This window comes from Roseateles sp. AC306 (assembly GCF_979253795.1).
The window spans coordinates 467,663-493,822 of the sequence record NZ_CEEDEB010000003.1 but is presented as its reverse complement, the minus strand read 5'-3'; the positions used below and the strand labels follow the sequence as shown (position 1 = coordinate 493,822).

Here is a 26,160-nt window from a genome sequence, read left to right as displayed (position 1 = left end):
TCGAGCTGGCGCTGCGCCCGCAGGTGGCCGCCGCGCCGCAGCGCTACAACAACCGCCAGGTCATCCACCTGCAGGGCCTGCGCTTTCGCGCGAACCTCGGCGTGCTCGACTTCGAGCGCACCGGCCCGCAACCCATCCAGGTCGACGCCGACGTCAACCTGGGCGCGATGCCGGTCGTCGCCCGCGACGCCGACATCGGCCACGTGCTCGACTACCGCCGCGTGCGCGCCGCCATCATCGATGAGTGCACCGCCGAGCACACCGACCTCGTCGAAGCCCTGCTGGGCAAGCTCTGCAACCGCCTGATGAGCCTGCCCGGCGTCGTCGGCGTGCGCCTGAAGCTGACCAAGCTCGAAATCTTTCCCGACTGCGAAGTCGCAATCAGCACCGAACTGGGTGCATGGTGAGTCCACATGTCTGAAGTATTAGATTTCGCCGAACAAGCTGCCGCCGACAAGAAGGCGGCCTACGAGATCAACAAGCTGTCCAAACGCCTGCACCGCCAGGTGGGCCAGGCCGTGACCGACTTCAACATGATCGAAGACGGCGACAAGGTCATGGTCTGCCTGTCCGGCGGCAAGGACAGCTACGCGATGCTCGACATCCTGCTCAACATGCAGCAGCGCGCCCCGATCAAGTTCAGCCTGGTGGCCGTCAACCTCGACCAGAAGCAGCCCGGCTTCCCCGAGGAGGTGCTGCCCAACTACCTGCGTTCGCGCGGTGTCGACTTCCACATCGAGACGCAGGACACCTACTCCATCGTCAAGCGCCTCATCCCCGAGGGCAAGACGACGTGTTCGCTGTGTTCGCGCCTGCGCCGCGGCATCCTCTACCGCGTGGCCGGCGAGCTGGGCGCCACCAAGATCGCGCTGGGCCACCACCGCGACGACATGGTCACGACGCTGTTCCTGAACATGTTCTTCGGCAGCCGCATGAAGGGCATGCCGGCCAAGCTGGTCAGCGACGACGGCAGGAACGTCATCATTCGCCCGCTGGCCTACGTGAAGGAGCCCGACCTCGCCCGCTGGGCCGAGCACCGCGAGTTCCCCATCATTCCGTGCAACCTCTGCGGCAGCCAGGAGAACCTGCAGCGCGTGCAGGTCAAGGCCATGATCAATGAGTGGGAGAAGCGCTACCCGGGCCGCATCGACAACATCTTCACGGCCATGGGCAACGTCGTGCCGTCGCACTTGATGGACAAGAAGCTGTTCCCGTTCGAGACCATGCGCGCGACCGGCAAGGCGGAGCCGGACGGCGACATCGCCTTCGACGATGACGAGAGCTGCTCGACGCCGACGGCCAACGTCGTGCGCCTGACCCGCGACTGAACTTCCGTCGCCCATCGATGTAGCTCATGACCTCCGGGCTGCGGCCCGTCACCCGCCCACATTGCACTCGGCGCGCCGTCCCTAGACTGCGCGCCGTTTTCATTCTCGGGACACCCATGCGCGCTCTTCTTGGCCTGCTGCTGCTCGCCGTCCTTGCTGGCTGCACCCAACACCGCGTGCAGACGCAGTGCATGCCCATCGTCGCCGTCTACCCGAGCTGGAAGCAGCAGGTGCTGCCACCGGCGCAGATCCCCTGGCAGCGCATCACGCATCTGGCCCTCGTCTTTGCGCTGCCCACGGCCGACGGCGGGCTGGACACGCGCGCTCTGGACGGCCTCGTCGAGCCCGTCGTTCGGGATGCTCACCGAAACGGCAAACGCGTCATCGTCTCAATCGGCGGTGCCCAGGGCTATGGCGACGCCTTCCAACGCATCGCCGAATCACCCGAGCGCCTCAGCCGCTTCACGGCCGCTGTACGCAACTATGTCGCTCGCCATGAACTGGACGGCATCGACATCGACTGGGAATACTGGACGCAGCAGGCTGTCAAAAAGCAAGGCGGCAATGACCCTGTCGAGAGCCGCCTGCTGGTGAAGTTGCTGGCCGACCTCCGCCGCACCTTGCCGCCGGGCGTCCAGCTGACCGCCTCGGTCTTCGCCGGCCACTGGATGGGCGAGCAGTACCTCGCCGAGCTGCAAGCCCACGTCGACTTTGTCGCGCTGATGTCCTTCGACTTCACCGGCCGCTGGGACGAATCCACGGTCGGCCACCACGCCGACTTCGGCACCTTCAAACAGAGCGTGCAATTTCTCGTCGACAGGGGTTTTCAGCCCGGCAAGATCATTGCGGGCATCCCCTTCTACGGGAAGGAGTTCGTGGCCGGCAGCAACCGCGAGGTCAGGGACGTGGCCTACCGCGACCTGCCGCCGCGCGCGCCGGACAACACCTTCTTCGAAACACCCGAGCTCGCGGCACGCAAAGCCCGGCACATCGTCGACGAAGGCCTGGCCGGCGTGATGTTCTTCGAGCTGACGATGGATACCACCGCCGATTCGCGCAACAGCCTGCTCGCTGCCATCAACGGCCACCTCTCACCGGCGAAGTGCGAGGCCATCAAGTGACATTTGGATGCACCCACACACACTGCGGCAAACTCGCCGACTCAAGATCAGCGGCACAAGCCCGCATATCCAGGAGGCTCGCATGTTCACTCCCACCCGTCGGCTGGTCCTGACCAGCCTGGCCGCTGCCGCCACGCTGGCCATCACCGGCTGCGCCGGCCCGTACACCGTCGGTGCCGACGTTTCCAGCTACGGCAGCTGGCCGGCCGGCCGCAAGCCCGGCACCTTCGCCTTCGACCGCCTGCCCTCGCAGCAGCAGAACGACGAGGCCACGAAGCGCCAGACCGCACTGGAAGAAGCCGCCAAGGCCGCGCTGGAGAAGGCCGGCTTCAAGCCGGCTGCCGATCTCAAGAGCGCCGACGTCCTCGTCACGCTGGGCGCCCGCGTCACCGCCTACGACCCCGTGCCCTGGGACGACCCGCTGTGGTGGCGCTGGCGCGGCCGTTTGCTGTCGCCGCGCTACGGCTATGTTGGTGCTGGCCCATGGGGCTGGCGCCAGGACCCGTTCTTCGACCGCCGCTATGACCGCGCCGTGGCCGTGCTGCTGCGCGACCGCGTCAGCGGCGAAGCCTTGTATGAGACGCATGCCAGCAACGAGGGCATCTCCTCAGGTGACGCCGTGCTGACGCCGCTGTTCGATGCCGCGCTGGCCGAGTTCCCCAACGTCAACCCGAAATCACACCGCGTCGCGGTGCAGGCCATCCGATAGGCAGAACAGCCGTCCTGCCTGCCCATAATCGCGACTTCGTAAAACGCAGTCGCAAGGCAGGCATGGCGCTCAATATCGTGATCATGGCGGCGGGCAAGGGCACGCGCATGAAGTCCGCAACGCCCAAGGTGTTGCACAAGCTTGCTGGCCGCTCGCTGCTGGCCCATGTGCTGAAGAGCGGCGAGCCGCTGGCCGCCGAGGCGCGCATCGTCATCACCGGGCACGGCGCCGATCGGGTCGAGGCGGCTGTTGCCGCGGAAGGCATCTCCTTCGTGCGCCAGATGCCCCAGCTCGGCACCGGCCACGCCATCCAGCAGGTCGTGCCCGTGCTGGCTGGTGAGGGCACCACCCTCATCCTCAACGGCGACGTGCCGCTGATCGCGACCGCCACCGCGAAAGCCCTCATCGAAGCCTGCGCCGGCCACGCGCTGGTGCTGCTGACGGTGGACTTGGCCGACCCGACCGGCTACGGCCGCATCGTGCGCGACCAGGACGACGGCGGCGTGCTCGCCATCGTCGAGCACAAGGACGCCACGCCCGCCCAGCGCCTCATCCGCGAAGGCTACAGCGGCATGATGGCCGCGCCCACCGGCGCGCTCAAGCGCTGGGTCGGCCAGCTCAACAACGACAACGCGCAGGGCGAGTTCTACCTGACCGACATCGTGGCCATGGCCGTGGCCGAGGGCCTGCCCGTGCTGGGCATCAAGGCCGGCAGCGAGACGGAGGTGCTGGGTGTCAACGACCCCGTGCAGCTCGCACAACTGGAGCGCGCCTTCCAGGCCCAGCAGGCCGAAAGCCTGATGCGCGCCGGCGTGCGCCTGGCCGACCCCGCCCGCTTCGACCTGCGCGGCACGCTGACGCATGGACAGGATGTCGAGATCGACGTGAACTGCGTGTTCGAAGGTCATGTCGAACTGGGCGACGGCGTGCGCATCGGCGCCAACTGCGTCATCCGCAATGTCACCATCGCGGCCGGCGCACGCATCCATGAGTTCACGCACATCGACGGCGAGGCGCTGGGCGCCAGCGTCGGCGAGGGCTCGCTGATCGGCCCATTCGCCCGCCTGCGCCCGGGCGCGCAGCTGGGCCAGGGAGTGCACATCGGCAACTTCGTCGAGGTCAAGAACGCCACGCTGGCCAACGGCGCCAAGGCCAACCACTTGGCCTACCTCGGCGACGCAACGGTGGGCGAACGCGTCAACTTCGGCGCCGGCTCCATCACGGCCAACTACGACGGCGCCAACAAGCACCGCACGACGATTGGCGATGACGTGCACGTGGGCTCCAACTGCGTGCTCGTGGCCCCGGTCACGCTGGGCAACGGCGCCACGATCGGCGGCGGCTCGACCATCACCAAGGACGTCGAATCCGGCAACCTCGCGGTGGCGCGTGGCAAACAGGTCGCGCTCAGCGGCTGGACGCGCCCGGCCAAGAAGCGTTGAATAGCCATGTCGTCGTGACTTAGTTCCGGGGATTGCGTCACGGCGCCCGAGGTGAGGGGGCGCTCGCCGCACCGACCCGCCGTTAGGATGGCCCTGCCTCACGAACACCGTAGCACCATGGCCCACGAACTCGACTTTGCAGCGCTCTCGCTTGACGATGCCGTCCCGGTTGACCTGGGTGCGTTCGAAGCGGTCCAGGCCCGTGATGAAGCGGATGCCCGGAACCGCGCGCTGGAATTGAAGGCCCAGGCCTGCGACAACGCGGCCGAAGCCTGCTGGTATCTGGCCCGCAGCCTAGGCGCCGCGCGCGACCTGCCGCAGGACGGCGAAGCCAGCCTGGAACTGCTGTTCCAGCTGATCGGCGCACTGGCCGACCTGCCCACCGACATCGCCGCCGCGCCGCTGCCTGAAGTGGTGGGTGGCCGCGATGACGGCATCACCGAACTCTGCCTGCAGCTCGAAGCCGCACGCGACGTGACGGAAGAAGCGCTGATCGACGCCGAACTGGCACCGGCGCGCAGCCAGTTCTGCCACTGACCGCTCTTCTCCAATAGAAAAAGGCGCCTCGCAAGGCGCCTTTGTCGTTACAAGGCTGACCGAATCAGAGGCCGCTCGGCGCCTGGCTGACCAGCGGTGCCGGGGGCAGCGTCAACCGGTTGTCGACGGCCTTGACACCGGCAGCGGACGAGGCGACGACCGTGGCGCGCTCGCGGGTCGGGGCATCGGGCGCCTGGCCTTCGAGCTTCACGACGCCATGATCGGTGCTGACGGCGATGGGCACGGCGGCCAACGTCGAGTCCGATGCCAGGGCGGTGCGCACCTGCACCGTGATGCCCACGTCTTCAGGGGCGGGCTGAGGCGCCTGGACAGGGGCCTGGGCCAGTGGCGGCGTGCCTGGCGAGGTCGAAATCTCAGCAGGAGGCGTGGCCGGCACTGCCGAGGCCAGCGGCGGCGTCACCGGAACAGTGCCCGCAGTGGTGGCCGGCGGCGTCACCGAGGTCGGGCCGGCAGCCGTGGGCGGCATCGTCAGCGGCGCAGTGCCCGGCTGGATCACCGGCTGCGGCTCGACCGGCGCGGTGGCAACCGTCGTCGGCGCCTGCTGGCTGGGCAGCGGCTCAAGCGCCGCGCTGCGCGGATTGGCACGCAACACCAAGTCCGGACGCGGGGCCGGCACAGGCGCCTGGGCGACCGGGCGGGCCTCTGCGGCCGGCTTCACCGTAGTCAACGATGGGGCTGGCCGGGCCGGTACCGGCTCGGCAGCTGCCGGAGTCGTTGCAGGTGCAGGAGCGATTGCCTCGTCGCGGTCAGCCGCGGGCGGGGGTTCGGGCGTCACAGCGGCCACCTGGGTCGGCGGCTCGGCGCTGCTGATGACAGCCGGCGTGACCGGCGCTTCGGACGGCCGGTTCAGCGACCACACGGCCACTGCAGCGATGACGGCGGCACCGGCACCGGCAGCAATCATCCAGCTCAGCTGGCTTTGGCGCTGCGGCGGCAGCGCGGTGGCGCGGTGCTGCGGCCGTACGTCTGCCGTGGCCATCCTTGGCGTGACCGGTGGCGTGGTCGACAGCGGGGGCGAGACTTCCCGCGAATTCATGCGAAGGGCGCTCGCAGGGAGCTTGGCACCACGCATGGGCAAGCCGGCGTGGGAAGCCGCGGGCTTGTGGGTGTCGGACAGGTCGCCCGGCGTCGAGTCAATGTGATCAGCCCAACCTTCGGCGTGAATTGATTTGGGGAATTTCATCTTGGCCTCCTGTCGTCGTGTCGTCGACGTTTGCGGTGAAGCCAACTTTGCGTGCGCCGAGCCTTGCGCCCTGCCGGTGCAAGGGCCCTCTCCTTGTAGGACAGAGGGCTGGGAGCGTGTGCAGTTGTGAGGCCTGTGAGCGACAGGGCTAGAAACCGCGCACCGGCAACGTGTCGTCACGCTGGAGCCAGTTGCGTGGCGAGTAGCGGCTGCTCGCATCGGTCACATGCAGCGTGAAGGCATGGCGCGATTTCTCGGAGCGGTTGGCAGCGGAGTAATGCGGCAGCAGGCCGTGGAAGACGACCAGCGAGCCGGCCTCGACCTCAAGCGGGATGGCCTCGCGCGAATCGGCGGCTGGCCAGGGCGTGGGGTCGACAGATTCCATCCAGGCCTGGCGGCCGTCGCGCACGAAGCGCTCGCGCAGCACGCCGCGCGCGCCGCGGTGGCCGCCGGGCTCGGTCCACAGGCAGCCGTTCTGAAGGGTCGCGTCTTCCAGCGCGAACCAGAAGGTCGTCACGGTGAGCGGGTCGCTCTCGAAGAAACTGGCGTCCTGGTGCCAGCGCACCTCGCCGCCAATGCCGGGCTGCTTGAAGATGAACATGCTCTGCCAGACCTGAGGCCGGGCCAGGCCCAGCCCGGCTGCGACACCGCGCAACGCATCGCCCTTGGAAAACGCGCTGAACACCGGGTCCAGGTCGTGCATCGCATGGCCGATCTTGTTGATGGCCAACGCCTTGTCGACGCGCAGCCGGCCATCCGCGTCGAAGGCCTCTTCCTCGAAAAAGCATCGCACCTGGCTGCCGCTGTCGAGGAAGTAGTCGTCCACATGGCGCTGCTGTTCCTCGGTCGTGAAGACGGGGCGCTGCTCTCCGGGGTCGAAGGCGTCGACGATCTCCAGGGCGCGGGCGCGCAGCGCAGCGATGTCGGCAGCGGCCTTGAAGCCGGGGATGACCAGGAAGCCTTGTTCGGCGTAGCGCGCTGCGTCAACAGTCATGAGGATGCTCGAGGAGTTGTGCGGATTGTGTGGCCGCCGAGGCACGCCCACAGTCCCGCGCACACCCCCCCTGGAGAGCCGCCATGAAAGCGCTGAAGATCCTGCTGATCGCCATCGTCGTGCTGCTGGCCCTCCTCGTCGGCGGCGGGTTGCTGCTGTCGCCCAGGTTCAGCGTGTCGCGCACGGTCGTCGTCAACGCCGCGCCCGAGAAGATCTACGCCCTCATCGCCGACCCGCGCGGCTGGAAAGCATGGAGCGTCTGGAACCAGCGCGACCCGGCCATGGCGATCGAGTACAGCGGGCCCGCCTCGGGCGCCGGCGCCGTCTGGGCCTGGAAGAGCAAGAGCCAGGGCGATGGCCGCATGACCTTCACCACCGCCGATGCGCCCAGCCGCCTGGGCTACGAGCTCTTCTTCCCCGACTTCGGCACCACGTCGACCGGTGCGTTCCGCCTGGATGCGAATGGCGGTGCTACCCAGGTCACCTGGACCATGGACGGCGACATGGGCGCCAACCCGGTCTACCGCTGGATGGGACTGTTCATGGACAAGATGGTGGGGCCGGACTTCGCCGCGGGCCTGGCCAACCTGAAGGCGCTGGCGGAAAAGGGCTGATCCTCAACCGCTGGCGCGCGCCCCCTGGGGACGGGGGGCCACCGCGCGCAGTCATGGATTGACCCGGGAGCGCCATCGGCGCAACGTCGCGCAGTCTCAATGCACTGACGCAAAGGAAGCGCACATGATCTCCCTGCTCCAACGCGCACGGCTCTTGCTGGCTGCGCTGCTGCTCACGCCGTCACTCCTGCTGGCCGCGCCCTACGAGACGATCTCGGGCATCAGCCTGAACCAAACGGGCGGCCCCTTCATCACCGACCTCGGCAATGGCACCTCGCGTTGGGTCACGCCGATCGACTGGACCAACAACAACGCCTTCACGACCGGCACGCTGTTCTTCGTCGTGACCCGGCAATGGGCCGGCGGCTCGGCGGCGGGAGACGCCATGCAATGGGACAACGCAGCCGGAGTATTTCGCCAAGGCAACCTGGTCGGCGAAGCGGACAACGATGACCGCTTCATCGCGCTACTCGACACCAACGCCAATCTCGCCGCACTGAACCCGATATTCGGCGTCGTTGCCAGCGACAGCGTCGCCGCCTTCCGCATCGGTGCACTGAACCCTGGTGAAACGGTGAGCACCGAATTGAACTTCCTGATGACTTCGTCGGTGGGCGTGATGTACCTCGATGGCTTCATCGTCGAACAGCAGCTGCCTCTGCCCGGCAGTCTGCCGCTGGTGCTGGCCGCCTTCATCGCCTTGGCGGCCGTGCCGGCGCGCAAGCGCAGCTAGCTGCCCGGCTCCCAAACCAGGGCCAGAGCCAACGCGGCCTCGGTGACGGCGCGGCCCACTGGCGTGGCCGGGTCGGGGCGGCGCAGGCGCGGCACGGCCCCGCTGAGGTCGAGGCTGCCGACGACCGTGCCCTGGTGCAGCATCTCGTAGCCGACGGCCGCAGTCTGCGGTTGCGCGCTGCCTTCGAGCAGATGCGCCGAGCGCAGTCCCAGCGTCAGCTCGCCACGGCGGTAAGCGCCCTCGCGGCTGAGCTTGCCGCGACGCATCTGGCCCTCGCCGATCTGCAGCATGGCGGCGGGCGCGCTGCCCCAGCGGCAACTGAGCACCCAGGGTTTGCTGCCGGTCAGGCGGCTGTTGGCTGTCGCCTCGGGCGTCCAGCTCTCGCAGACTGTCGTGCTCTCGCCCGCCGGTCCGGCCCAGCCGAAGCGCAGTGGCGCACGCACATTGGTAGGCAGAGGTTCGAACAGGGCGATCTTGTCGGCGCCGCGCTCGAAATGCACGCGCTGGCCGCTGAGCCTGAACTCGCCCTGGCGGCCCCACGCCGGTTTGCCAAAGCTCTCTTCCGCCACGCCGGCCACCGACGGTGCCTGGGCCATGCGCGCTTCTCGCCCTGCGGGCGCTTCGCCCTGGCGCACGGAAGCACAGCCGGACAGGAAGGCGAGCAACACAGACGAGGCAGCAGCGAGTGAAGCAGAGCGGGAGATGGGCATGGGCAAGGGCGTTGCGAGGTCGTGGCGAATGCACCGACTCTAGAGGCAGCCACCGCCGGCAGCCGCCGACAACTGTTACCCGGCGTAGCTTTGGTGAACCGCCACACCGGCCGTCGAACGGCGCTGCGGCTGATCGGCCCGAAACTGCCACCGGTCGCAGCCCCGTCGCTGCCGAGCGCAGGCGTCGGCAAGCTGCCAACTTCCTCTACGGCGTCCACCTTCATGCCCAGCGCTTCCACTTCGCGCCTCATCCTCATGGCCCTGGCTCTGCTAACCGAGGCCTTGCACCTCGCCTGGGAGGCCCTGCATGGCGGCATCCTCAGCCACCACCTGATGCAAAGCGGCGCCATGCCCGCCATCTCCAATGCCTGGGGCCTGCTGGTCGTGCCGGCGCTGGCAGCCTGGGCCGGGGGCAGGTTGCCGCGCCCGGGCACGGCGGCGCGCGGCTGGCTGCCCGTGGTGCTCGGCTTCGCATTGCCGCTGCTGCTGGGCGCCACGCTGTCGCTCGCTTTCCATCTCAAGCTGCAGGCGCTGACCGAGGCGATCTTCTTCGGCCTGCTGCTGCTCGCGTTGCTGCTGCCCGCGCACCGGCCGGAAAGCCTGCTGGGCTTCGTGCTCGGCATGAGCTTGACCTTTGGCGCCGTGATCCCGACTTTGATCGGTGGCGTCATCGCCGGCCTGTCATGGCTGCTGCGCGGCCTGGTCCGCCGGGCCTGGCAACTGGCAAGGCCGGCATGAGCGCTGGGGCCGACTGCGGGCAAACACTGACCGACCCTGGCCTTGCCATTGCTGCCGCCGACATCATTTCCGCCACGTCACCACTTGAGCCCAAGCCATGACCGACGCTGCTGTCCCCACGCTCTACGACTGGCTCGGCGGCCTCCCCGCGCTTGAGCGGCTGACCGATCGCTTCTACGCGCGCGTCAAGGACGACGCGCTGCTCACGCCCGTCTTTGCCCACATGAGCGGCGAGCATCCGGCCCATGTCGCCGCCTTCCTCGCCGAGGTGCTGGGCGGGCCGGCCAGCTACTCCGCCCAGCACGGCGGCCACCCGCACATGATCCGACAGCATCTCAACCGGCACCTGGGCCAGGAGCAGCGCCGCGCCTGGGTCGCCTTGCTGCTGGATACGGCCGACAAGCTCGGCATGCCCGACGACCCGGAGTTCCGCTCCGCGCTGGTCGGCTATCTGGAATGGGGCTCGCGCCTGGCCGTCATCAACTCGCAGGCCGGCGCGGAGGTGAACGCCGATGCGCCGATGCCGAAGTGGGGCTGGGGCGAGGTGAAGGGGCCGTACACCGGCTGACCTCGGCTCAGGGCAACTGAGGCTCGGACGCCGCTTCGTCCGGCGGGGCCGGCGCTGCAAGGCCGATGCGGGCGATGGCCATGTCGCCGGCGTACTCGCTGTAGAACCAGTTGCCGTCCTGCTGCACCAGGCCATCGGTGGGTGGCGCCAACTGCGTATTCGGCTGGCCCTTGAGCGCCACGGCCATCGTTGCGGCCCAGACGGGCAGGGCCAGGCCGCCGCCGGTCTCGCGCTCGCCGAGGGACTTGGGCTTCGGATAGCCGATCCACACCGCGCCGGCGCGCGCGGCCTGGAAACCGCAGAACCAGGCGTCGATGGCGTCGTTGGTGGTGCCGGTCTTGCCGTACAGGTCCCAGCGGCCCAGGATGGAACTGGCGCGCGCGCCGGTGCCCTCGCGCGTGACGGCGGCAAGCAGCTGCGAGGTCATGAACGCATTGCGCGCGCTGATGGCCTGCCGGGGCTTGGGCGGGTCGGCCTGCCAGATGGTCTCGCCCTGGGCGTCCTGGACGCGCTGGATCAGCCAGCCCGTAGGCATCTGCCCCGCGTTGGCAAAGGTGGCATAGGCCTGCGCCATCTGCAGCGGGGTGACCTCGCCGGTGCCCAGGGCGATGGTCAGGTTCAGCGGCTGGCGTTGCTCGTCCAGGCCGAACTTGCCGGCCCAGCCGCGCACGCGTTGCGGGCCCATGGCCTGGGCCAGGCGGATGGTGACCATGTTTTTGGAGCGGGCCAGGCCCTGGCGCAGCGTCAGCGCCTCCTCGTACTGGCCGTCGTAGTTGCGCGGCGACCAGTCGCCCACGGTGATCGGTTCGTCGCTGACCAGCGTGCCGGCCCAGCCGCCCTGCTCGATGAGCGCCGAGTAGACGAAGGGCTTGAAGGCCGAGCCCGGCTGGCGGAAGGCCTGGGTGGCGGAGTTGAACTGGTTGCGCGTGAAGTCGAAGCCGCCCACCAGCGCGCGGATGGCGCCGGTGGCCGGGTCCAGCGTGACGACGGCGCCCTCGGCCTGCGGCGTCTGGCTGAGCAGCCACTGCTTGCCTGACTCCAGTACGCGCACGACGGCACCGCGCTTCAGCCCCTGCAGCGGCCGCAGCGCCGCGCCCTTGAGAGTGATGGCTTCACCATCCGCCAGCACGAGCCTGGCGGCGTTCTTGTCCTGCTCCAGCAGCACGGCCGTGCGCAGCTCGCCGAGGTCGGGGTGGGCGTCGAAGGCAGCGTCCAGCGCGTCGTCCAGGCCCTCGCCTTCGGGCAGATCGACGGTGGCCTGGGGGCCGCGGAAGGGCTGGCGGCGCTCCAGCTCGAACAGCGCGTGGCGCAGCGCCTCCTGGGCCGCAGACTGCTCGGCGTAGAGCAGCGTCGTCGTCACCGTGAGGCCACGCGTGTAGGCCTCTTCGCCGAAGCGGGTCAGCATCTCCTGGCGCACCTGCTCGGCGGCGTGGTCGGCCACACCGGCAAGGCGGCGTGGGCGCTGGATGCTGAGCGACTCCTCGCGCGCCGACTTGGCCTGCTCGGGCGTCACCAGGCCCACGGCTGCCAGCCGCTCCAGCACGACAGCCCGGCGGCGCTTGGCGCGCTCGGGATAGATGGCGGGGTTGAGGCGGTTCGGGTCCTTGGGCAGGCCGATCAGGAGGGCCATCTCGGCCGTGTCCAGCTTGTCCAGCGTCTTGCCGTAGTAGCGCTCGGCCGCCGCCGCGAAGCCGTAGGCGCGGTTGCCGAGGTAGATCTGGTTCATGTAGATCTCCAGGATCTGCTCCTTGCCCAGCGCGCGCTCGATCTTGATGGCCAGCAGCCCCTCGACGACCTTGCGCGTCCAGCGCTGCTCCTTGGTGAGGTAGGTGTCGCGCGCAAGCTGCTGCGTGATGGTGGACGCGCCATGCAGCGGGCCGCTGTGCGTCAGGTTGCGGACGAAGGCACGCGCGATGCCGCTGTAGTCGATGCCGGCGTGGTGCCAGAAGTCGGCGTCCTCCACGGCCAGCAGCGCGTCCTGCATGGGCTTGGGGATGTCCTTGAGCGGCACGAAGCGGCGGCGCTCGGCGCCGAACTCACCGATCAGCTGGCCATCGGCGCTCATCACGCGCAGCGGCTGGTGGGGCTGGTAGTCGGTCAGCGTGTCGAGCGCCGGCAGCTGCACCCAGACGATGGCCGCGACGATGGCACCCAGCAGCAGGACCGCCAGCGGCAAGCCGACAAGCGCACCCAGCCACGGGCGTTGGACGAAGAACTTGAGCATGGCGCGCATCGTAGGGGCGACTCACGCCTCAGAAAGTCGCAAGCCGTTACCCGGCGGGCAACTGCCGGATCAGGGTGACTTGCCGGCTGCGGCGATGGCGCGCTGCAGGTCGGCACGCTCCTCGCAGCCACTGGGGCAGAGCTTGTCCAGCACCGCGAGGCGTTCGCGTGCCTTGGGCAGCTCGCCCTTCATCACATACAGCTCGCCGAGATATTCGTTGGCGCCACGGTGTCCAGGGTCTATGCGCAGCGCCTGCAGATACTCGGCCTCGGCTTCGCTGAATTGTGGCGGCTTCTGCTTGCGCAGCGTGTAGCCCAGCAGGTTGTGCCAGTCGGCGTTGCCGGCCTGGGGCTGGGCGCGCAGTGCGGCCAGCGCGCCGGGCCAGTCCTTGGCCGCGATGAGCCCGCGCGGCGTGGCCAGCGGGTCGGCAGCAGCGACCTTGCTGTCGGCAGCCGGGTTCATGTCGGCGGCGCTGGCAGGCGTGGCCAGCAGCAGGGCGATCAAGGCGGCAAGCAGGCGCATGGGGTCTCCTCGTTGGGTGACTCAGGAGCTTAGGCCCCATGAGGAAAGTCAGCGCGCGTTTTTGCCGTCGCCCCGGGCGTGCGCTTTGTCGGACGAATCCCGCGCTTCGTCCGGCAACGGCTGACCCGGCGGCCGGCGGCCTCTAACTTTGCGCCATTCCAGCCACGAGGAGATCCCCATGAAAGCCATCCTGCCCCTGCTGCTGCTCGCCACCGCGCCGGCGTTCGCCAACCCAGCGACCCCCGCCACCTGCCCGGAGGCCAGCGAGCATCTCGTCGAATACCTGGCCAGCGCCAGGCAGCGCGTCGGCTTGGAGGGCGAGGTGCGCGTGGAATTCGAGGTCGGTGCCAACGGCCGCACCCAGGTCGTCGGCCTGAAAGGCTCGCGCGCCTACCTGACGCCGGTGCGCATCGCCATGGACACCCTGGAGTGCCGCGCCGGCACGCCGCAGCGCTACATCCTTAACATCCGCTTCGCCGACCCCGCGGCGCGCGCCGTTGCGGCGGCGGCCTCCGCCACCCTCGCCCAGGCGAACACACCCACGCCGGCGCTCACGCCAGAGACCACGCCGCGCTGACCGCTCCCATGCCCCCCGTCCCCACCGACCGTGTCCCCCTGTTGCGCTGGCGCGCCCAGCTCGCCGCCGCCGCGTTGAGCGCCCTGCTGGCCCTGGCGCTGCTGCTGCCAGGTGCGGTGCGCTGCGGGCTGTGGCCGGCGCAGGACGGTGACGAAGGCAGCTGCCACGCCGACGTGGGCCTGGGCGGTGGCCTGGGCCTGGCCTTCCTGCTGTGGGGGCTGTGGCTGGGCGCGGCGCTGACGCAGCGCTGGCTGCCAGGCGCGGGGCCGGCACGCCGCTGGGGGCTGGCGCTGCAGATCGGCGGGCTGACGCTGCTGTTCGCGCTGTTGAACGGTGTCATCCATGCCGTGGGGGCGCCCGACGGCCGTCTCACCGCCTACACGCTGCAGGTGCTGCTGACCTTTGCGAGCTGCGTCTGCCTGGGCCTGGAGTACCGACGCCGCGGCCACCACGGCGAGGCCGCCGCCGCATCGCTGATGCGCGCCGAGCAGGCCCAGGCCCGGCAGCTCGACGCTGCCCGCGCCGCGCTGCTGCAGGCCCAGGTGGAACCGCATTTCCTGTTCAACACGCTCGCCCATCTGCGCCGCCTGGCCCGCACCGACGCCACGGCCGCGCAGGCGATGCTGAGCGACCTGCGCCGCTACCTCGCCGCCGCCCTGCCCGAGCTGCGCCAGGCCGAGGCGCCGCTGGCCCGCGAGCTGGAGCTCGTCAGCGCCTTCCTGGCCCTGCACCAGCGCCGCATCGGCCCGGAGCGGCTGAAGCTGCGCTTTGAGATCGCGCCGGGGCTGGAGGCCGTGATCGTGCCGTCCACCTGCCTGCTGACGCTGGCCGAGAACGCCATCAAGCACGGCATTGCGCCGCAGGTCGACGGCGGCGAGATCTGCGTGCGCGCCGGGCCCGACCCCGACGAGCCGGGCATGCTGCGCCTGGAGGTGGCCGACACCGGCGCCGGCATGGGCAGCGGCAGCGGCAGCGGCACCGGCCTGGCCACGCTGCGCGCACGCCTGGCGGCGGCCCACGGTGAGGGCGCACGACTCAGCCTCCATCTGAACCAACCACGCGGCCTCATCGCCCGCGTGCAGCTGCCGTGGCCTTGACGTTCAGGGCCGGTGACGCCGGCTGGATGCTGCTCGTCGGCGCCGCGACGCTGGTGGCCAACGGCACGCCGCTCAGCAATGCCATGAATGCCCGCGAGGTGCTGAATGCCCTGGTCTACAACATCATCCAGTTCGGTGTTCCGGCCGTGCTGCTGCTGCGCCTGGCGGACGCCCTCGTTGACACCGGCCGGCTGCCGGCCTGGCCGGCCTACATCGGCGTCGTGGCGCTCACGGTCGTCGGCGGCATCTGGGTCATCGCGCCGCACCTGTATCCGCTGCTCGGCAAGGCCGACTGGTGGACGTGGGAGAACGACTTCGCGCTGGCCAGCACGACGCTGATCTGGCATGGCCTGGGGGTGGCCGTCTACGTGCAGCTGCGCTTCTCGGAGCGCGCCCAGGCGCGGCTGGCCACGCTGCAGGGCGCCGCAGCACTGCGCGAACGCCAGCTCGCGGCCACGCAGCTGCTGGCGCTGCAGGCGCGCGTGGACCCGGCACTGCTGTCGGACCGCCTGGCCGCCATCGACGAAGAACTGCTGAGCGAGCCGCTGCGCGCCCAGGCAAGGCTGGCGGCGCTGATCGAACTGCTGCGCGCCCTGCAGCCGCACGTCGAGGCCGAGGTGTCGACGCTGGACCGCGAGATCGCCGCGTTGCGCGCCTATGCGCAGCTCGTCAGCGCCGACGCGCAGCACACCGAGCGCCTGCACCTGGCCGGCCTGGCCGAGCCACCCGACTGGCCGTTGGCACCCATGGTGCTGCTGCCGCTGGTGCGTCCGCTGCTGGACGAGGGCACGACGCTGTGGAGCCTGTCCCTGCACGCCGGCGCCGGCGCGGCCGAGCTGCGGCTGCAGGCGCTGGGGCCCGATGCGGAGCGCACCCGCCGCACCGCCGGGCGCGTGCCAGTGGTCGAGCTGGCCCAGCGTCTGCGCGCGGTGCATGGCGACGGCGCACGGCTGGAATTGCTGGCTGAAGAATTGCCGATGTTCAAGTTGACCTGGCCCACGCCATGACCCGCATCCTCATCGCCGAAGACGAAGCCCTGCTCGCCGCCGAGATCCGCGAGGAGTTGCTGCGCCAGTGGCCCGAGGCGCAGGTCGTCGGCATGGCGCGCGACGGCCACGAGGCGCTGCGTCAGGTGGAGCAGCTGGCGCCGGTCGTCTGCTTCCTGGACGTGCAGATGCCGGGCCTGTCGGGCCTGGAAGTCGCCCAGCTCATCGGCCGGCGCGCCCATGTCGTCTTCATCACGGCCCACGAGCGCTACGCGGTGCAGGCCTTCGACGAAGGCGCCGTCGGCTATCTGCTGAAACCGCTGGACCCGGTGCGCATGGCCAAGACGCTGCTGCGCCTGAAGGAGCGCCTGACCCAGCCGCCCGCCGACCTGGGCGGCCTGACCGCGCGCACCACACCAGCGACCGCTGAGCCGCTGCGCTGGATCACCGTGCAGCGCGGCCACGAGCTGCAGCTCATCACCGTCGAGGACGTCGCCTATTTCCGCGCCGACCACAAATACGTCGCCGTCGTCACGGCCGACAGCGAGGCGCTGATCTCGGTGCCGCTGAAGGAACTCGTCACCCGGCTGGACGGCGAGCACTTCTGGCAGGTGCACCGCTCGACCATCGTCAACGCGCATGCGATCAAGTCGGTGGCTCGCTCACTGAGCGGCAAGCTCAGCATCGCGCTGAAGAACCGGCCGGAGACGCTGGAGGTCAGCCCGGCCTATGCGCATCGGTTCAAGCAGCTTTGAGCTGGAAGAGTTCGGTGGCGTTGCCCCAGGCGATGCGCTGCGCGACTTCAGCGGGCAGTTGGCCAAGCCAATTGCGATAGTCGGCGAACAGCCCTTCGTAGTGCTGCCAGCGCTGCGTCACCCAGGTGTCCGAGCCGATCAGGAAGCGATTGGCATGGCTGGCGAACAGCGCCCGCCATTCCGGCGTGATGCGGCCATCGAACGTCAGCCCCGGCCGGTACGACAGCTCGCCGCGCAGACCCGCATGCTTGGCGAACAACTCGCGCACACGCGCCACCGGCTCGCCGGAGATGCCCGTGTGCGCCCAGATCAGCGACGCGCCGGGTGCGTGGCCCAGCAGCTTGTCGACGGCCACGTCATCCACATGCGCCAGGACCGTCAGGCTGCGCTCGCGGGCCAGTTTCATCAAGGCGATGGCCGTTGGCCCATCCGCGTTGGCGCTGTCGTAGAGATGGAATTCGCCCAGGCCGCGGAACGGCCCGGCCGGACTACCCTTGGCGAGCAGGTCCAGCACCATGCGCCGAATGCTGTCGTCGGCGAACCAGCCGCTGTAGTCGGCCCGGTTGCGGTAGAGCCGCACGAAGGGCACCCATTGCGCGCCAGGTTCGGCCACCAGCCGCAACGTGCCGTCATTCGGCCGGCTGTTGACCAGCGCGCCGCGCACGCCAGCCCTTCCCATGCGCGCCAGCACGTCGGCCGGCGGGTGCGGCTGCTGCGCGTCGTCGTTGTAATGCAGGTGGGCGTCGAAGATGGGACCGGCGTAGTCGGCGGCCTGCGCCGCAAACGGCAGGCCGGCCAGCAGCAGCGCACGGCGTTTCAAACGGCTTTCTCCGCTGCGGAGATGAGGCGACTGATGCGAGATACCGACAACCCCAATTGCGCCGCCAAGTCGGTCATCGCCACGCCGCCCTCGGTATGAGCGAGCCACAAGGCCTGCTCGCGGATGCCAGAAGCGCGCTTGAGCCACTCGGCCCAGCTCGTGCGCGCCACGCGCTTGGGCGCCACGGCCACCGCGCGCATGCGGCGGGCAAAGTCGGCGTCGCCGAGGAAGATCTGTTCCCGCAGCCGGCCCGGCCACAGCTGCAAGCCGGGCTCGGAAGCGACGAGGCGCGCATAGCGATCGCCCGCCAGCCGGTGCTGGGCCGGCGTGACGGCGGGGCGCTTGAGCAGGTGGCTGTGCAGGCCGTCCACGTCCAGCCACTCCGGCGCCGCCTCCAGGCCGGCCAGGGCACGGAAGCTCGAACCCGACCAGCCGGCCGCCCCACGCGCCAGGCCTTCACGCACGGGGCCGAGGTCGACCCAGCGGCAGGCGTCCAGCAGATGGCGCTCCCGGTCCACCAGCACGGCGTGGAAACGCCCCTGAAATAGCGGCCCGCTGAAGCCGTCGCGGCGCTGGCGGTGCTGGGTGTAGACGCCATTGATGTGCCGCATCAGCGCCGACAGATTGGCGCGCCGCGTGAACAGCAGCAGGTCGTAGTGATCGGGCAACAGCGCATAGGCCAGGGCCTGGGCATCGAAACGGTGCAGGGCCTGAGCGAACAGCGCGCGCATCTCGGCACGGTCCAGGTCGTCGGCAAAAGCAGGCCGGCCGCTCTCGAAAGGGCAGTGGGCGCCGATCAGGTAGACCGCGCCGGCAATCTCGAGTCGAGCGGGCCGAGCCATGCGCGGACCTTAAGGCGGAGCGCCTGGAATGGCAAGATGGCGGTCTGCCGGCCATCGCCTCGCCATATGAAAACTCACCAAATCGAAATCCAGAAGTTCAAGGCCGCGTCCACCAACCAGTACGGCCAGCTCATGTTCAAGGTGGACGCGCTGGTCACGGCCAAGACGCCGGTGGACGGCATCGAACCCAGCAGCTTCATCGTCATGACAGAAGCGAACGCGCGCGTGCTGATGGCGCTGCTGAAGGCGCAGTTCGCCGACATCGACAGCAAGAAACCCAAGAGCCGCCACGGCCGCCCCGGCTGAACTCCAGAAAACGCCCATGACATACCCCCAATACAACCCGGCCTCCGACAACCGCCCGCTGTCCGACGACGAGCTGAACGACCTCGACGAGCTGCTGTCCATCCTGCCCACCGAAGGCGCCTTGAACATAGAAGCGCTGGACGGCTACCTGGCCGGCCTGCTGCTGACGCCCGGCCGCCAGCTGGCCGACGTGCCCGGCGAGGCCTGGCTGCCGGTCGTCTGGGGCGGTGACGGCGAGGTCGACCCCGCGCCCTTCGTCAGCGGCAAGCAGCGCAAGAAGGTCACCCTGCTGGTGCTGCGCCATCTGCAATCCATCGCCCATGCCTGGACGAATCACCCCAAGGCCTGGGAGCCGATCTTCAGCTTTGCAGAAAGCGAGAGCGAGACGGAGGAAGAGGAAGAAGCTGTCGAGTACGCCGATGCCGAGGACTGGGCCGCCGGCTTCCTGATCGCCGTGAACCTGGCGCCCGAGGCCTGGGAGCCGCTGTTCGACGGCGCCGAGACGGGCCCGCTGCTGGCGCCCCTGGCCGCCCTGGGCGCTGAGGACGGTCCGCTGGCCGACGCGAGCGCCGTGGCGCGCGACGAAGCGAGCCGGACCATTCCTGACGCCATGCTGGCGCTGTGGGCGACGCTACAGAAAACGTAAGCAAGGGGTTTTATCCCCTCATCACAGGTGGCTGCCGCCGCCGCTTTGGTTCAAACTCGGCCCATGCTTCACACCGTGCTCGCAGCCCTCGGCCTCGCCACTTGCATCGCGCTCGCCGTGCACATGGCCCTGCCCTACCGGGCGCGCAGCCGGGTGGACGCGGCACTGGCCGGGCTGGGCGACTGGGTGCGGGCGCAGATCGACCGCGCCACGGGCTGGCGCCGCCGCCAGCGCCAGACCCGCGCCGCCGCGCTGGAGGCGGAACGCGCCATCCGTCGTGCGCGGGAGTCGTCTTCGCGCGACAAGCCCGACGGCGAATGGGATGGCAACGTCTACCGGCCCAAGAGCTTCGACAAGCCCAAGAAGCCCCACTAAGAAGCCCCACTAGTCTCCGGACTGCTGGAGCTTCCACATTTCCGCGTAGCGTCCGCCCCGGGCCAGCAGCGTGTCGTGCCGGCCGCGCTCGATGATGCGGCCCTGCTCCAGCACCAGGATCTCGTGCGCGTCCACGACCGTCGACAGCCGGTGGGCAATGACGAGCACGGTCTTGTCCTGCCCCACGGCCTCCAGCTCGGCCTGGATGGCGCGCTCGTTGGTGGAGTCCAGCGCTGACGTGGCCTCATCAAAGATGAGGATCGGCGGGTTCTTCAGCAGCGTGCGGGCGATGGCCACGCGCTGCTTTTCGCCGCCCGACAGCTTCAGGCCGCGCTCGCCGACCATGGTGTCGTAGCCCAGCGGCGTGGCGCTGATGAAGCCGTGGATGTGGGCGGCACGCGCGGCGGCCTCCACGTCCTCCTTGCCCGCACCGGGCCGGCCATAGGCGATGTTGTAGGCCACCGTGTCGTTGAAGAGCACGGTGTCCTGCGGCACGATGCCGATGGACTTGCGCAGGCTGGACTGCGTCACCGCGCGGATGTCCTGGCCGTCGATGCGGATCTGGCCGCCGTTGACGTCGTAGAAGCGGTACAGCAGCCGCGCCAGCGTGCTCTTGCCCGAACCGCTGGGGCCGACGACGGCCACCTTCTTGCCCGCCGGGATCTCGAAGCTGACGCCGTGCAGGATCGGCCGTGCCGGGTCGTAGGCAAAGCGCACGTCGTCGAACACGACGCTGGCGCCGTTCACCTGCAGCTCGGACGCATCGGGCGCGTCGGCCACCTCACGGTCGCGGTCGAGCAGCCCGAACAGCTTCTCGATGTCAGTGGTCGCCTGCTTGATCTCGCGGTAGATGACGCCGAGGAAGTTCAGCGGGATGTAGAGCTGGATCATGAAGGCGTTGACCATGACCAGGTCGCCCAGGCTCATGCGGCCATCCACCACGCCCTGCGTGGCCCGCCACAGCATCAGCACCAGCGCCGTGGCGATGATGAGCTGCTGGCCGGTGTTGAGCATGGACAGCGTCCGCTGTGATTTGAGCTGGGCGCGGCGCAGGTTCTCCAGGCTCTCGTCGTAGCGCGTCGCCTCGAAGCCCTCGTTGTTGAAGTACTTGACCGTCTCGTAGTTCAGCAGCGAGTCGATGGCGCGGCTGTGGGCCACCGAGTCCAGCTCGTTGAGCGTCTTGCGGAACTTGGTGCGCCACTCGGTGACGACGACGGTGAAGGCGATGTAGACGGCCAGCGCCGCGACGGTGATGCCCGCAAACCAGACGTCGAACTTGACGCCCAGCAACGTCAGCACCAGCACGACCTCGATCAGCGTCGGCACGATGCTGTAGAGGGAATAGCTGATCAGCGAGTGGACGGCGCGCGTGCCGCGCTCGATGTCGCGCGTCATGCCGCCGGTCTGGCGCTCCAGGTGGAAGCGCAGGGACAGGTCGTGCAGATGACGGAACACCTGCAGCGAGATGCTGCGCGCCGTGCCCTCGGTCGCCTTGGCGAAGATCAGCTCGCGCAACTCGGTGAACAGCGACGTCGACAGTCGCAGCGCGCCATAGGCCACCAGCAAGCCCAGCGGCACGACCAGCAGCGCCTGCGGCTGGCCGGGCTTGAGGTCCAGGTTGTCGATGAGCGTCTTCAGCAGCAGCGGCACGCCGACATTGCTGACCTTGGCGCCCACCATGAAGGCCAGCGCCAGGCCGACGCGCCAGCGGTAGCGCCAGAGGTAAGGCAGCAGGCGGGCGATGGTGCCCCAGTCGCCCCGCACGGTGGGCGCATCGGGTGCGGAAGGCAGGCTGGGCGCGCGGGGAGTGGATCGCATGGAGTCGGGGAGCGCCGAGAATGGCTGCCGGATTCTCCCAAGTGAAAGCCATGACCCAGGAATCAAGCCCCGCACAAACCCAGGCCGGCCAGCGTGAACTGGTGTTGCGCGTGATGCCGATGCCGGCCGACTCGAATGCGAACGGCGACATCTTCGGCGGCTGGATCATGGCCCAGGTGGACATTGCCGGCTCCATCATGCCAGCGCGGCTATCGCGCGGCCGGGTGGCCACGGTTGCGGTCAACGAGTTCGTGTTCAAGCAGCCAGTCTCCATCGGCGACCTGCTCAGCTTCTACGCCACCATCACCCGCGTCGGCCGCACGTCCATCACGGTGCATGTGGAGGTCATGGCCGAGCGCGACCCGGAGAACCCGCATGTCGTGAAGGTGACCGAGGCCAACCTGACCTACGTGGCCATCGACCGTGAACGCAAGCCAAGGTTGGTCGTGCCGACCAATATGTAACCGCGTCAGCGCTGTCCGACTCCACTCGGCAGTGCCGTCCGGCGTGTGTAAAACGGCAACGGCCCTAGGCTTCACCTGTCCGCCATCCAGGCATCAACCCGTGAGGAGACCAGCCATGCTGCGTTACGCCATCATCTTTTTCGTCATCGCCCTGATTGCGGCCGTGTTCGGCTTCACGGGCATCGCTGCCAGTGCAGCCGGCTTTGCCCAGATCCTGTTCTACGGCTTCCTGATCCTGGCCGTCATCGGCCTGCTGATCGGTCTGGTTCGTCGATAGGCGGGGCCGAAAGGCCCTGCCCTCACTCGAACTTCGAGAAATCCGGCGCCCGCTTCTGGAAAAACGCCTGGAAGGCCTCCGTGGCTTCCGGGCTCCTCAGACGGGCGCCAAATATTTCTGCCTCACGCGCGATGGCTGCCTTGACGGCCTCGCGCTGCGGTTCGCGGATCAGCCGCTTGCTGTCGCGCACTGCACCGGGCGCCAGCTTGTTGAAGCGTTCGGCCACGCGCCGCGCATGGTTCAGCACCTCGCCACTCGGAAGAACGCCGTTGGCGATACCCGCCTCCACCGCCTGCTCACCCGTGAACGGGTCGCCGAGCAACAGCTTCTCGGCCGCACGGCGATTGCCGATCAATTGCGGCAGCACGACGCTGGAAGCGAACTCCGGCACGAGGCCCAGCGCCACGAAAGGCATGGCCAGCCGCGCTTCGTCCGACACATAGACGAAGTCGCAGTGCAGCAGCATCGTCGTGCCGATGCCGATGGCCGCACCGGTCACGGCAGCGACGACCGGCTTGCCGCAGTCCACCAGCGCATGCATGAACTGGAAGGTCGGTGCGTCTTCACCGCGCACCGGGCCGGCCATGAAGTCTTCGAGGTCGTTGCCCGACGTGAAGATGCCGGGCTGGCCCGTGATCAGCACGGCGCGCACAGCCGGGTCCGCGTCGGCGGCGCGCAATGCGTCAGCCATGGCCTGGTACATGGCCTGCGTGATCGCGTTCTTCTTCTCGGGGCGCGCGATCTCGAGGGTCGCGACGCCGTTGACGGTGTAGGTCTTGATCGTCATGGCTTGTCTTTCAGTGCTTGCCGGGTTGGGCTTCCGCTGCGGCCTGCTTCAACATGAAGTCGCGGAAGAACTTGCCTTGGCCGGTGGGGGTGTAGTTCCAGTCTGAAATCATCTGGGGCGGCCAGTCGGGGTCGAAACACCAGACGGTGAACGAGATGCCCTTGCGCGCGAAGTATTCACCGATCAGCGGGCCGTAGCTGCCGTCATCGATGACGGGGCGATGTGCGCCCTTCTCGTCCTCGCGCATCCACCCGATCTCGGTGGCGATGAGGGGATATCTTTCCGACAGATAGCCCCACTGCGCCTCCCACGAGTCCGGATACGGTCCCTTGCTCTTCTGGGGATACGGGTGGATGGCGTAGGCCACGCCTTCCCGCGCAATGGGTGACTTGGCGACCTGGGACAGGTCATAGGCCCAGTTGAAGCCGGCCACCAGCGGGATGATGTCCTTGTCGTGGGCGTAGATGATGGAGATCAGCTCTTCGTTGAAGGCCTTCCATTCCTGCCAGTCGACCTCGCCGAGCTTGCCGCCGGCGATGGTGGGCTCGTTGAACAGCTCGTAGACGGCAATGGTCGAAATGCCGGCGTAGCGTGCGGCGATGGTGCGCCAGAACTCGCGCGTCTCCTGCCTGGAGGTGACGTACATCGGATGGAAGTACAGCTCCTTGGTGATGTTGCCCATCGAGTGCCAGTCGACGATCAGGTAGAGGTCGAGCTCGTTGGCCCACAGCACGGCCTGGTCGATCAGCTTCAGGTAGCCGTCGCTGCCGCGGGAGCGCCAAGCGATGGGGTGGACGGGCAGGCGGATGTGGTTGGCGCCAAAGGACTTGGCAGCCGCGAAGTGCGCCTTGCTCCACTTGCCCTGCTTGACCAACTTGTCCGGGTCGCTGATGTTCACGCCGCGCAGGACGACCGTCCTGCCGCTTTCGTCCAAGAGCCGATTGCCCTTGACCCTGATCTCACTCTGTTTGCGCTTGAGCTGCGTGGCATCGAAGGGTTGGGCGTGCGGCACGTTCCACCATTCGGCGGCGTCGGTGGCCACAGGCGCCGTGGCCTTGGGCTCGTAGGCAGCGGCCGTCAGGGAGGTCAAGGCCAACAAGGCGGCAAGCAGGGGAAGTTTCATGGCTCTTTGAAAACGGCTGCGGTGTTCGACGGGTCGGCGCATTCTCCCCGGCGCGCGCGACCCCTGCCGTTCATCAGGCGGTGGCCGTCTTTGCGTGGAACTGGGTCCAGTGATTGGCCAGGTGCATCAGATGGGCCCGTTCGTACTGCGGCTTGGTGAGCTCGCCGTAGGCGAAGTGAGGCCGCAGCGTGCCGTTGAACTGCGCGAACGCATCCATCGCCGCGAGCAGCCGGTTTACCGAGGTCTTCAGCGCCTGCGACGCATCCAGCGCCGGCGCACCGGGGATGGGCTCGTCCAGCGTGTGGCTCATCTGGCCGCGCGCGTTGAACACGGCGAACGCAGCGGAGCCGACGGTGGCGCGGAACCAGGCGCCTTTGGGCGCCGGGAAGCCCTGCATCGAATATTCGATGCTCTGGGCCAGGTGTTGCATCACTTGGCTGAGGTTCCACGGATTGCCATCGACGACCTTGTCGTTGAAGAGCAGTTCCAGCACGGCCTCCTGCGCTCGCTTCCAGGTCCTGAAGGTCGTCAGCTGACCCGTGCAGGCCGCCAACGGCGCCGCCGCGAGCAACACCGCAGAGGTCTTGAGCGCGCGGCGGCGGTCCATCGCTTACAGGCGCTCGAAGATGCCGGCGGCACCCTGGCCGGCGCCGACGCACATCGTCACCATGCCGTACTTGCCGCCGGTGCGGCGCAGGCCATGGATGACGGAGGCCGCGCGGATGGCACCGGTGGCGCCCAGCGGGTGGCCCAGCGCGATGGCGCCGCCATTGGGATTCACCTTGCTGCGGTCCAGCACGATGCCCTTGCTGTCCAGGTCGTTCAGCACGGCCAGCGACTGTGCGGCGAAGGCTTCGTTCAACTCGATCCAGTCCAGGTCAGCGGCGGTGATGCCCGCGGCCTTCAGCGCGACGGGAATCGCTTCGATGGGGCCGATACCCATGATCTCCGGCGGCACGCCGCGCACGGCGAAGGACACGAAGCGGGCCAGCGGCGTCAGGTTGTAGCGCTTGAGCGCGGCCTCGCTGACGATCAGCAGGCCGCCCGAGCCGTCGGAGGTCTGCGAGCTGTTGCCGGCGGTGACGCTGCCCTTGGCGGCGAACACGGGCTTGAGCTTGGCGAGGCCTTCCAGGCTCGTGTCGGGGCGCGCGCCTTCGTCGAGCTTGACGGTGCGGGTCTTGGTGTTGACGGTGCCGTCGGCCAGGTTGGGCGTGCGCTCAACAACGTCGAAGGGCGTCATCTCGGCGTCGAAGTGGCCGGCAGCCATGGCAGCGACAGCGCGCTGATGGCTCTGTAGCGAAAACTCATCCTGCGCTTCGCGGCTGATCTTCCACTGCGCGGCGACCTTCTCGGCCGTCAGGCCCATGCCGTAGGCGATGCCAATGTTCTCGTCACGCTCGAAGATCAGCGGCGAGAGGCTGGGCTTGTTGCCGCCCATCGGGATCATCGACATCGACTCGACGCCGCCGGCGAACATCACGTCGGCCTCGCCGACGCGGATGCGGTCCGCGGCCATCTGCACGGCGGTGATGCCGGACGCGCAGTAGCGGTTGATCGTCACGCCGCCGATGGTCGGGCCCAGGCCCGCCAGCACCGAGGCGACGCGGGCGATGTTCATGCCCTGCTCGCCTTCGGGGAAGGAGCAGCCGACGATGGCGTCCTCAATGGCCGCCGGGTCCAGGCCAGGGGCCTGCGCCAGCACGGCCTGCATGACCTTGACGAGCATCTCGTCGGGGCGGGTGTTCTTGAAACAGCCACGGCCGCTCTTGCCGATGGGCAGGCGGGTGGCGGCAACGATGTAGGCGTCTTGGACTTGCTTGCTCATGGTCTTTCCTTGGTCAGT

The 26,160-nt window shown here is 68.6% G+C and carries 31 protein-coding genes; 19 read left to right on the top strand and 12 right to left on the bottom strand.

Annotated features, from left to right (window positions below; translation table 11 throughout):
• Positions 1 to 23: 23 nt before the first annotated feature.
• From AC0IZJ_RS10345 to AC0IZJ_RS10320, 6 genes are all read left to right on the top strand, one after another.
• Entirely contained in the window at positions 24 to 407 is a 384-nt protein-coding gene (locus AC0IZJ_RS10345; RefSeq protein ID WP_471849325.1) for a dihydroneopterin aldolase, read from the top strand.
• Between the two features lie 6 nt (positions 408 to 413).
• Entirely contained in the window at positions 414 to 1,328 is a 915-nt protein-coding gene (gene ttcA, locus AC0IZJ_RS10340; RefSeq protein WP_471849262.1) for a tRNA 2-thiocytidine(32) synthetase TtcA, read from the top strand.
• A gap of 116 nt (positions 1,329 to 1,444) precedes the next feature.
• Complete coding sequence (locus AC0IZJ_RS10335) at positions 1,445 to 2,449, top strand: glycosyl hydrolase family 18 protein (protein ID WP_471849260.1); 1,005 nt, start codon at positions 1,445 to 1,447, stop codon at positions 2,447 to 2,449.
• 82 nt (positions 2,450 to 2,531) lie between these two features.
• Entirely contained in the window at positions 2,532 to 3,158 is a 627-nt protein-coding gene (locus AC0IZJ_RS10330; protein WP_471849258.1) for a DUF4136 domain-containing protein, read from the top strand.
• Positions 3,159 to 3,220: 62 nt separating this feature from the next.
• The gene (gene glmU / locus AC0IZJ_RS10325) at positions 3,221 to 4,600 is read left to right on the top strand and encodes a bifunctional UDP-N-acetylglucosamine diphosphorylase/glucosamine-1-phosphate N-acetyltransferase GlmU (RefSeq protein ID WP_471849256.1); all 1,380 of its coding nucleotides are present in this window, start codon (positions 3,221 to 3,223) and stop codon (positions 4,598 to 4,600) included.
• Between the two features lie 117 nt (positions 4,601 to 4,717).
• Positions 4,718 to 5,137 carry a hypothetical protein gene (locus AC0IZJ_RS10320; protein ID WP_471849254.1) on the top strand — a complete coding sequence of 140 codons (420 nt, stop codon included), beginning with the start codon at positions 4,718 to 4,720 and terminating at the stop codon, positions 5,135 to 5,137.
• Positions 5,138 to 5,201: 64 nt separating this feature from the next.
• Here the strand turns inward: AC0IZJ_RS10320 and AC0IZJ_RS10315 are convergent, their stop codons facing one another.
• Entirely contained in the window at positions 5,202 to 6,341 is a 1,140-nt protein-coding gene (locus AC0IZJ_RS10315) for a BON domain-containing protein (protein WP_471849252.1), read from the bottom strand.
• A 148-nt stretch (positions 6,342 to 6,489) separates the two neighbouring features.
• On the bottom strand, positions 6,490 to 7,335 hold the full coding sequence (locus AC0IZJ_RS10310) for a phytanoyl-CoA dioxygenase family protein (protein WP_471849251.1): 846 nt from the start codon (positions 7,333 to 7,335) through the stop codon (positions 6,490 to 6,492).
• 83 nt (positions 7,336 to 7,418) lie between these two features.
• On the opposite strand from AC0IZJ_RS10310, the gene AC0IZJ_RS10305 reads away from it, so the two are divergent.
• Entirely contained in the window at positions 7,419 to 7,949 is a 531-nt protein-coding gene (locus AC0IZJ_RS10305; protein ID WP_471849249.1) for an SRPBCC family protein, read from the top strand.
• Positions 7,950 to 8,073: 124 nt separating this feature from the next.
• The gene (locus AC0IZJ_RS10300; protein WP_471849247.1) at positions 8,074 to 8,682 is read left to right on the top strand and encodes a hypothetical protein; all 609 of its coding nucleotides are present in this window, start codon (positions 8,074 to 8,076) and stop codon (positions 8,680 to 8,682) included.
• On the opposite strand, the gene AC0IZJ_RS10295 is transcribed toward AC0IZJ_RS10300, so the two are convergent.
• Positions 8,679 to 9,392 (bottom strand): hypothetical protein, encoded by a 714-nt coding sequence (locus AC0IZJ_RS10295; protein ID WP_471849245.1) that lies wholly within the window; start codon positions 9,390 to 9,392, stop codon positions 8,679 to 8,681. The two genes, AC0IZJ_RS10300 and AC0IZJ_RS10295, sit on opposite strands and share 4 nt — an antisense overlap.
• Before the next feature lie 93 nt (positions 9,393 to 9,485).
• On the opposite strand from AC0IZJ_RS10295, the gene AC0IZJ_RS10290 reads away from it, so the two are divergent.
• Positions 9,486 to 10,130, top strand: a complete 645-nt coding sequence (locus AC0IZJ_RS10290; protein WP_471849244.1) for a hypothetical protein — start codon at positions 9,486 to 9,488, stop codon at positions 10,128 to 10,130.
• A gap of 97 nt (positions 10,131 to 10,227) precedes the next feature.
• On the top strand, positions 10,228 to 10,698 hold the full coding sequence (locus AC0IZJ_RS10285) for a group II truncated hemoglobin (protein ID WP_471849242.1): 471 nt from the start codon (positions 10,228 to 10,230) through the stop codon (positions 10,696 to 10,698).
• A 7-nt stretch (positions 10,699 to 10,705) separates the two neighbouring features.
• Here the strand turns inward: AC0IZJ_RS10285 and AC0IZJ_RS10280 are convergent, their stop codons facing one another.
• Both AC0IZJ_RS10280 and AC0IZJ_RS10275 read right to left on the bottom strand, forming a co-directional pair.
• Positions 10,706 to 12,922: a penicillin-binding protein 1A gene (locus AC0IZJ_RS10280; protein ID WP_471849240.1), complete on the bottom strand. Its 2,217-nt coding sequence runs from the start codon at positions 12,920 to 12,922 to the stop codon at positions 10,706 to 10,708.
• 69 nt (positions 12,923 to 12,991) lie between these two features.
• Complete coding sequence (locus AC0IZJ_RS10275; RefSeq protein ID WP_471849238.1) at positions 12,992 to 13,444, bottom strand: tetratricopeptide repeat protein; 453 nt, start codon at positions 13,442 to 13,444, stop codon at positions 12,992 to 12,994.
• A 178-nt stretch (positions 13,445 to 13,622) separates the two neighbouring features.
• Here AC0IZJ_RS10275 and AC0IZJ_RS10270 point away from each other — a divergent pair, with 178 nt between their 5' ends.
• From AC0IZJ_RS10270 to AC0IZJ_RS10255, 4 genes are read left to right on the top strand one after another with little or no spacing between them, the layout of a single operon-like run.
• Positions 13,623 to 14,021 carry an energy transducer TonB gene (locus tag AC0IZJ_RS10270; protein ID WP_471849236.1) on the top strand — a complete coding sequence of 133 codons (399 nt, stop codon included), beginning with the start codon at positions 13,623 to 13,625 and terminating at the stop codon, positions 14,019 to 14,021.
• Positions 14,022 to 14,029: 8 nt separating this feature from the next.
• Positions 14,030 to 15,118: a sensor histidine kinase gene (locus AC0IZJ_RS10265; RefSeq protein ID WP_471849234.1), complete on the top strand. Its 1,089-nt coding sequence runs from the start codon at positions 14,030 to 14,032 to the stop codon at positions 15,116 to 15,118.
• Complete coding sequence (locus tag AC0IZJ_RS10260; protein ID WP_471849232.1) at positions 15,109 to 16,125, top strand: LytS family sensor histidine kinase; 1,017 nt, start codon at positions 15,109 to 15,111, stop codon at positions 16,123 to 16,125. The genes AC0IZJ_RS10265 and AC0IZJ_RS10260 overlap by 10 nt, the downstream gene beginning before the upstream one ends.
• On the top strand, positions 16,122 to 16,859 hold the full coding sequence (locus AC0IZJ_RS10255) for a LytR/AlgR family response regulator transcription factor (RefSeq protein WP_471849230.1): 738 nt from the start codon (positions 16,122 to 16,124) through the stop codon (positions 16,857 to 16,859). The genes AC0IZJ_RS10260 and AC0IZJ_RS10255 overlap by 4 nt, the downstream gene beginning before the upstream one ends.
• Here the strand turns inward: AC0IZJ_RS10255 and AC0IZJ_RS10250 are convergent.
• Entirely contained in the window at positions 16,846 to 17,679 is an 834-nt protein-coding gene (locus tag AC0IZJ_RS10250; protein WP_471849228.1) for an amidohydrolase, read from the bottom strand. The two genes, AC0IZJ_RS10255 and AC0IZJ_RS10250, sit on opposite strands and share 14 nt — an antisense overlap.
• Positions 17,676 to 18,521, bottom strand: coding sequence for a transposase (locus tag AC0IZJ_RS10245; RefSeq protein ID WP_471849226.1), 846 nt, complete (start codon positions 18,519 to 18,521; stop codon positions 17,676 to 17,678). The genes AC0IZJ_RS10250 and AC0IZJ_RS10245 overlap by 4 nt, the downstream gene beginning before the upstream one ends.
• Before the next feature lie 66 nt (positions 18,522 to 18,587).
• Between AC0IZJ_RS10245 and AC0IZJ_RS10240 the strand changes: the two genes are divergently transcribed.
• The 3 genes from AC0IZJ_RS10240 (at position 18,588) to AC0IZJ_RS10230 (ending at position 19,848) form a co-directional block, all read left to right on the top strand.
• The gene (locus tag AC0IZJ_RS10240) at positions 18,588 to 18,827 is read left to right on the top strand and encodes a hypothetical protein (protein ID WP_471849224.1); all 240 of its coding nucleotides are present in this window, start codon (positions 18,588 to 18,590) and stop codon (positions 18,825 to 18,827) included.
• 16 nt (positions 18,828 to 18,843) lie between these two features.
• Entirely contained in the window at positions 18,844 to 19,473 is a 630-nt protein-coding gene (locus tag AC0IZJ_RS10235; protein WP_471849222.1) for a UPF0149 family protein, read from the top strand.
• A gap of 63 nt (positions 19,474 to 19,536) precedes the next feature.
• Positions 19,537 to 19,848: a hypothetical protein gene (locus AC0IZJ_RS10230; RefSeq protein ID WP_471849220.1), complete on the top strand. Its 312-nt coding sequence runs from the start codon at positions 19,537 to 19,539 to the stop codon at positions 19,846 to 19,848.
• Positions 19,849 to 19,857: 9 nt separating this feature from the next.
• Here AC0IZJ_RS10230 and AC0IZJ_RS10225 read toward each other — a convergent pair whose 3' ends face one another.
• A complete protein-coding gene (locus tag AC0IZJ_RS10225; RefSeq protein WP_471849218.1) occupies positions 19,858 to 21,666 on the bottom strand; it encodes an ABCB family ABC transporter ATP-binding protein/permease in 1,809 nt (602 codons plus the stop codon).
• A 50-nt stretch (positions 21,667 to 21,716) separates the two neighbouring features.
• Here AC0IZJ_RS10225 and AC0IZJ_RS10220 point away from each other — a divergent pair, with 50 nt between their 5' ends.
• Together AC0IZJ_RS10220 and AC0IZJ_RS10215 are read left to right on the top strand one after the other, a co-directional pair.
• On the top strand, positions 21,717 to 22,130 hold the full coding sequence (locus AC0IZJ_RS10220) for an acyl-CoA thioesterase (RefSeq protein ID WP_471849216.1): 414 nt from the start codon (positions 21,717 to 21,719) through the stop codon (positions 22,128 to 22,130).
• 115 nt (positions 22,131 to 22,245) lie between these two features.
• Positions 22,246 to 22,407, top strand: coding sequence for a DUF1328 domain-containing protein (locus tag AC0IZJ_RS10215; protein WP_293800107.1), 162 nt, complete (start codon positions 22,246 to 22,248; stop codon positions 22,405 to 22,407).
• A 22-nt stretch (positions 22,408 to 22,429) separates the two neighbouring features.
• Here AC0IZJ_RS10215 and AC0IZJ_RS10210 read toward each other — a convergent pair whose 3' ends face one another.
• The 4 genes from AC0IZJ_RS10210 to AC0IZJ_RS10195 form a co-directional block, all read right to left on the bottom strand.
• Positions 22,430 to 23,194, bottom strand: coding sequence for an enoyl-CoA hydratase (locus tag AC0IZJ_RS10210; RefSeq protein WP_471849214.1), 765 nt, complete (start codon positions 23,192 to 23,194; stop codon positions 22,430 to 22,432).
• A gap of 10 nt (positions 23,195 to 23,204) precedes the next feature.
• Positions 23,205 to 24,317: a glycoside hydrolase family 5 protein gene (locus tag AC0IZJ_RS10205; RefSeq protein WP_471849212.1), complete on the bottom strand. Its 1,113-nt coding sequence runs from the start codon at positions 24,315 to 24,317 to the stop codon at positions 23,205 to 23,207.
• A gap of 73 nt (positions 24,318 to 24,390) precedes the next feature.
• Entirely contained in the window at positions 24,391 to 24,924 is a 534-nt protein-coding gene (locus tag AC0IZJ_RS10200; protein ID WP_471849210.1) for a DUF1569 domain-containing protein, read from the bottom strand.
• A 3-nt stretch (positions 24,925 to 24,927) separates the two neighbouring features.
• Complete coding sequence (locus AC0IZJ_RS10195; protein ID WP_471849208.1) at positions 24,928 to 26,142, bottom strand: acetyl-CoA C-acyltransferase; 1,215 nt, start codon at positions 26,140 to 26,142, stop codon at positions 24,928 to 24,930.
• Positions 26,143 to 26,160: the final 18 nt, after the last annotated feature.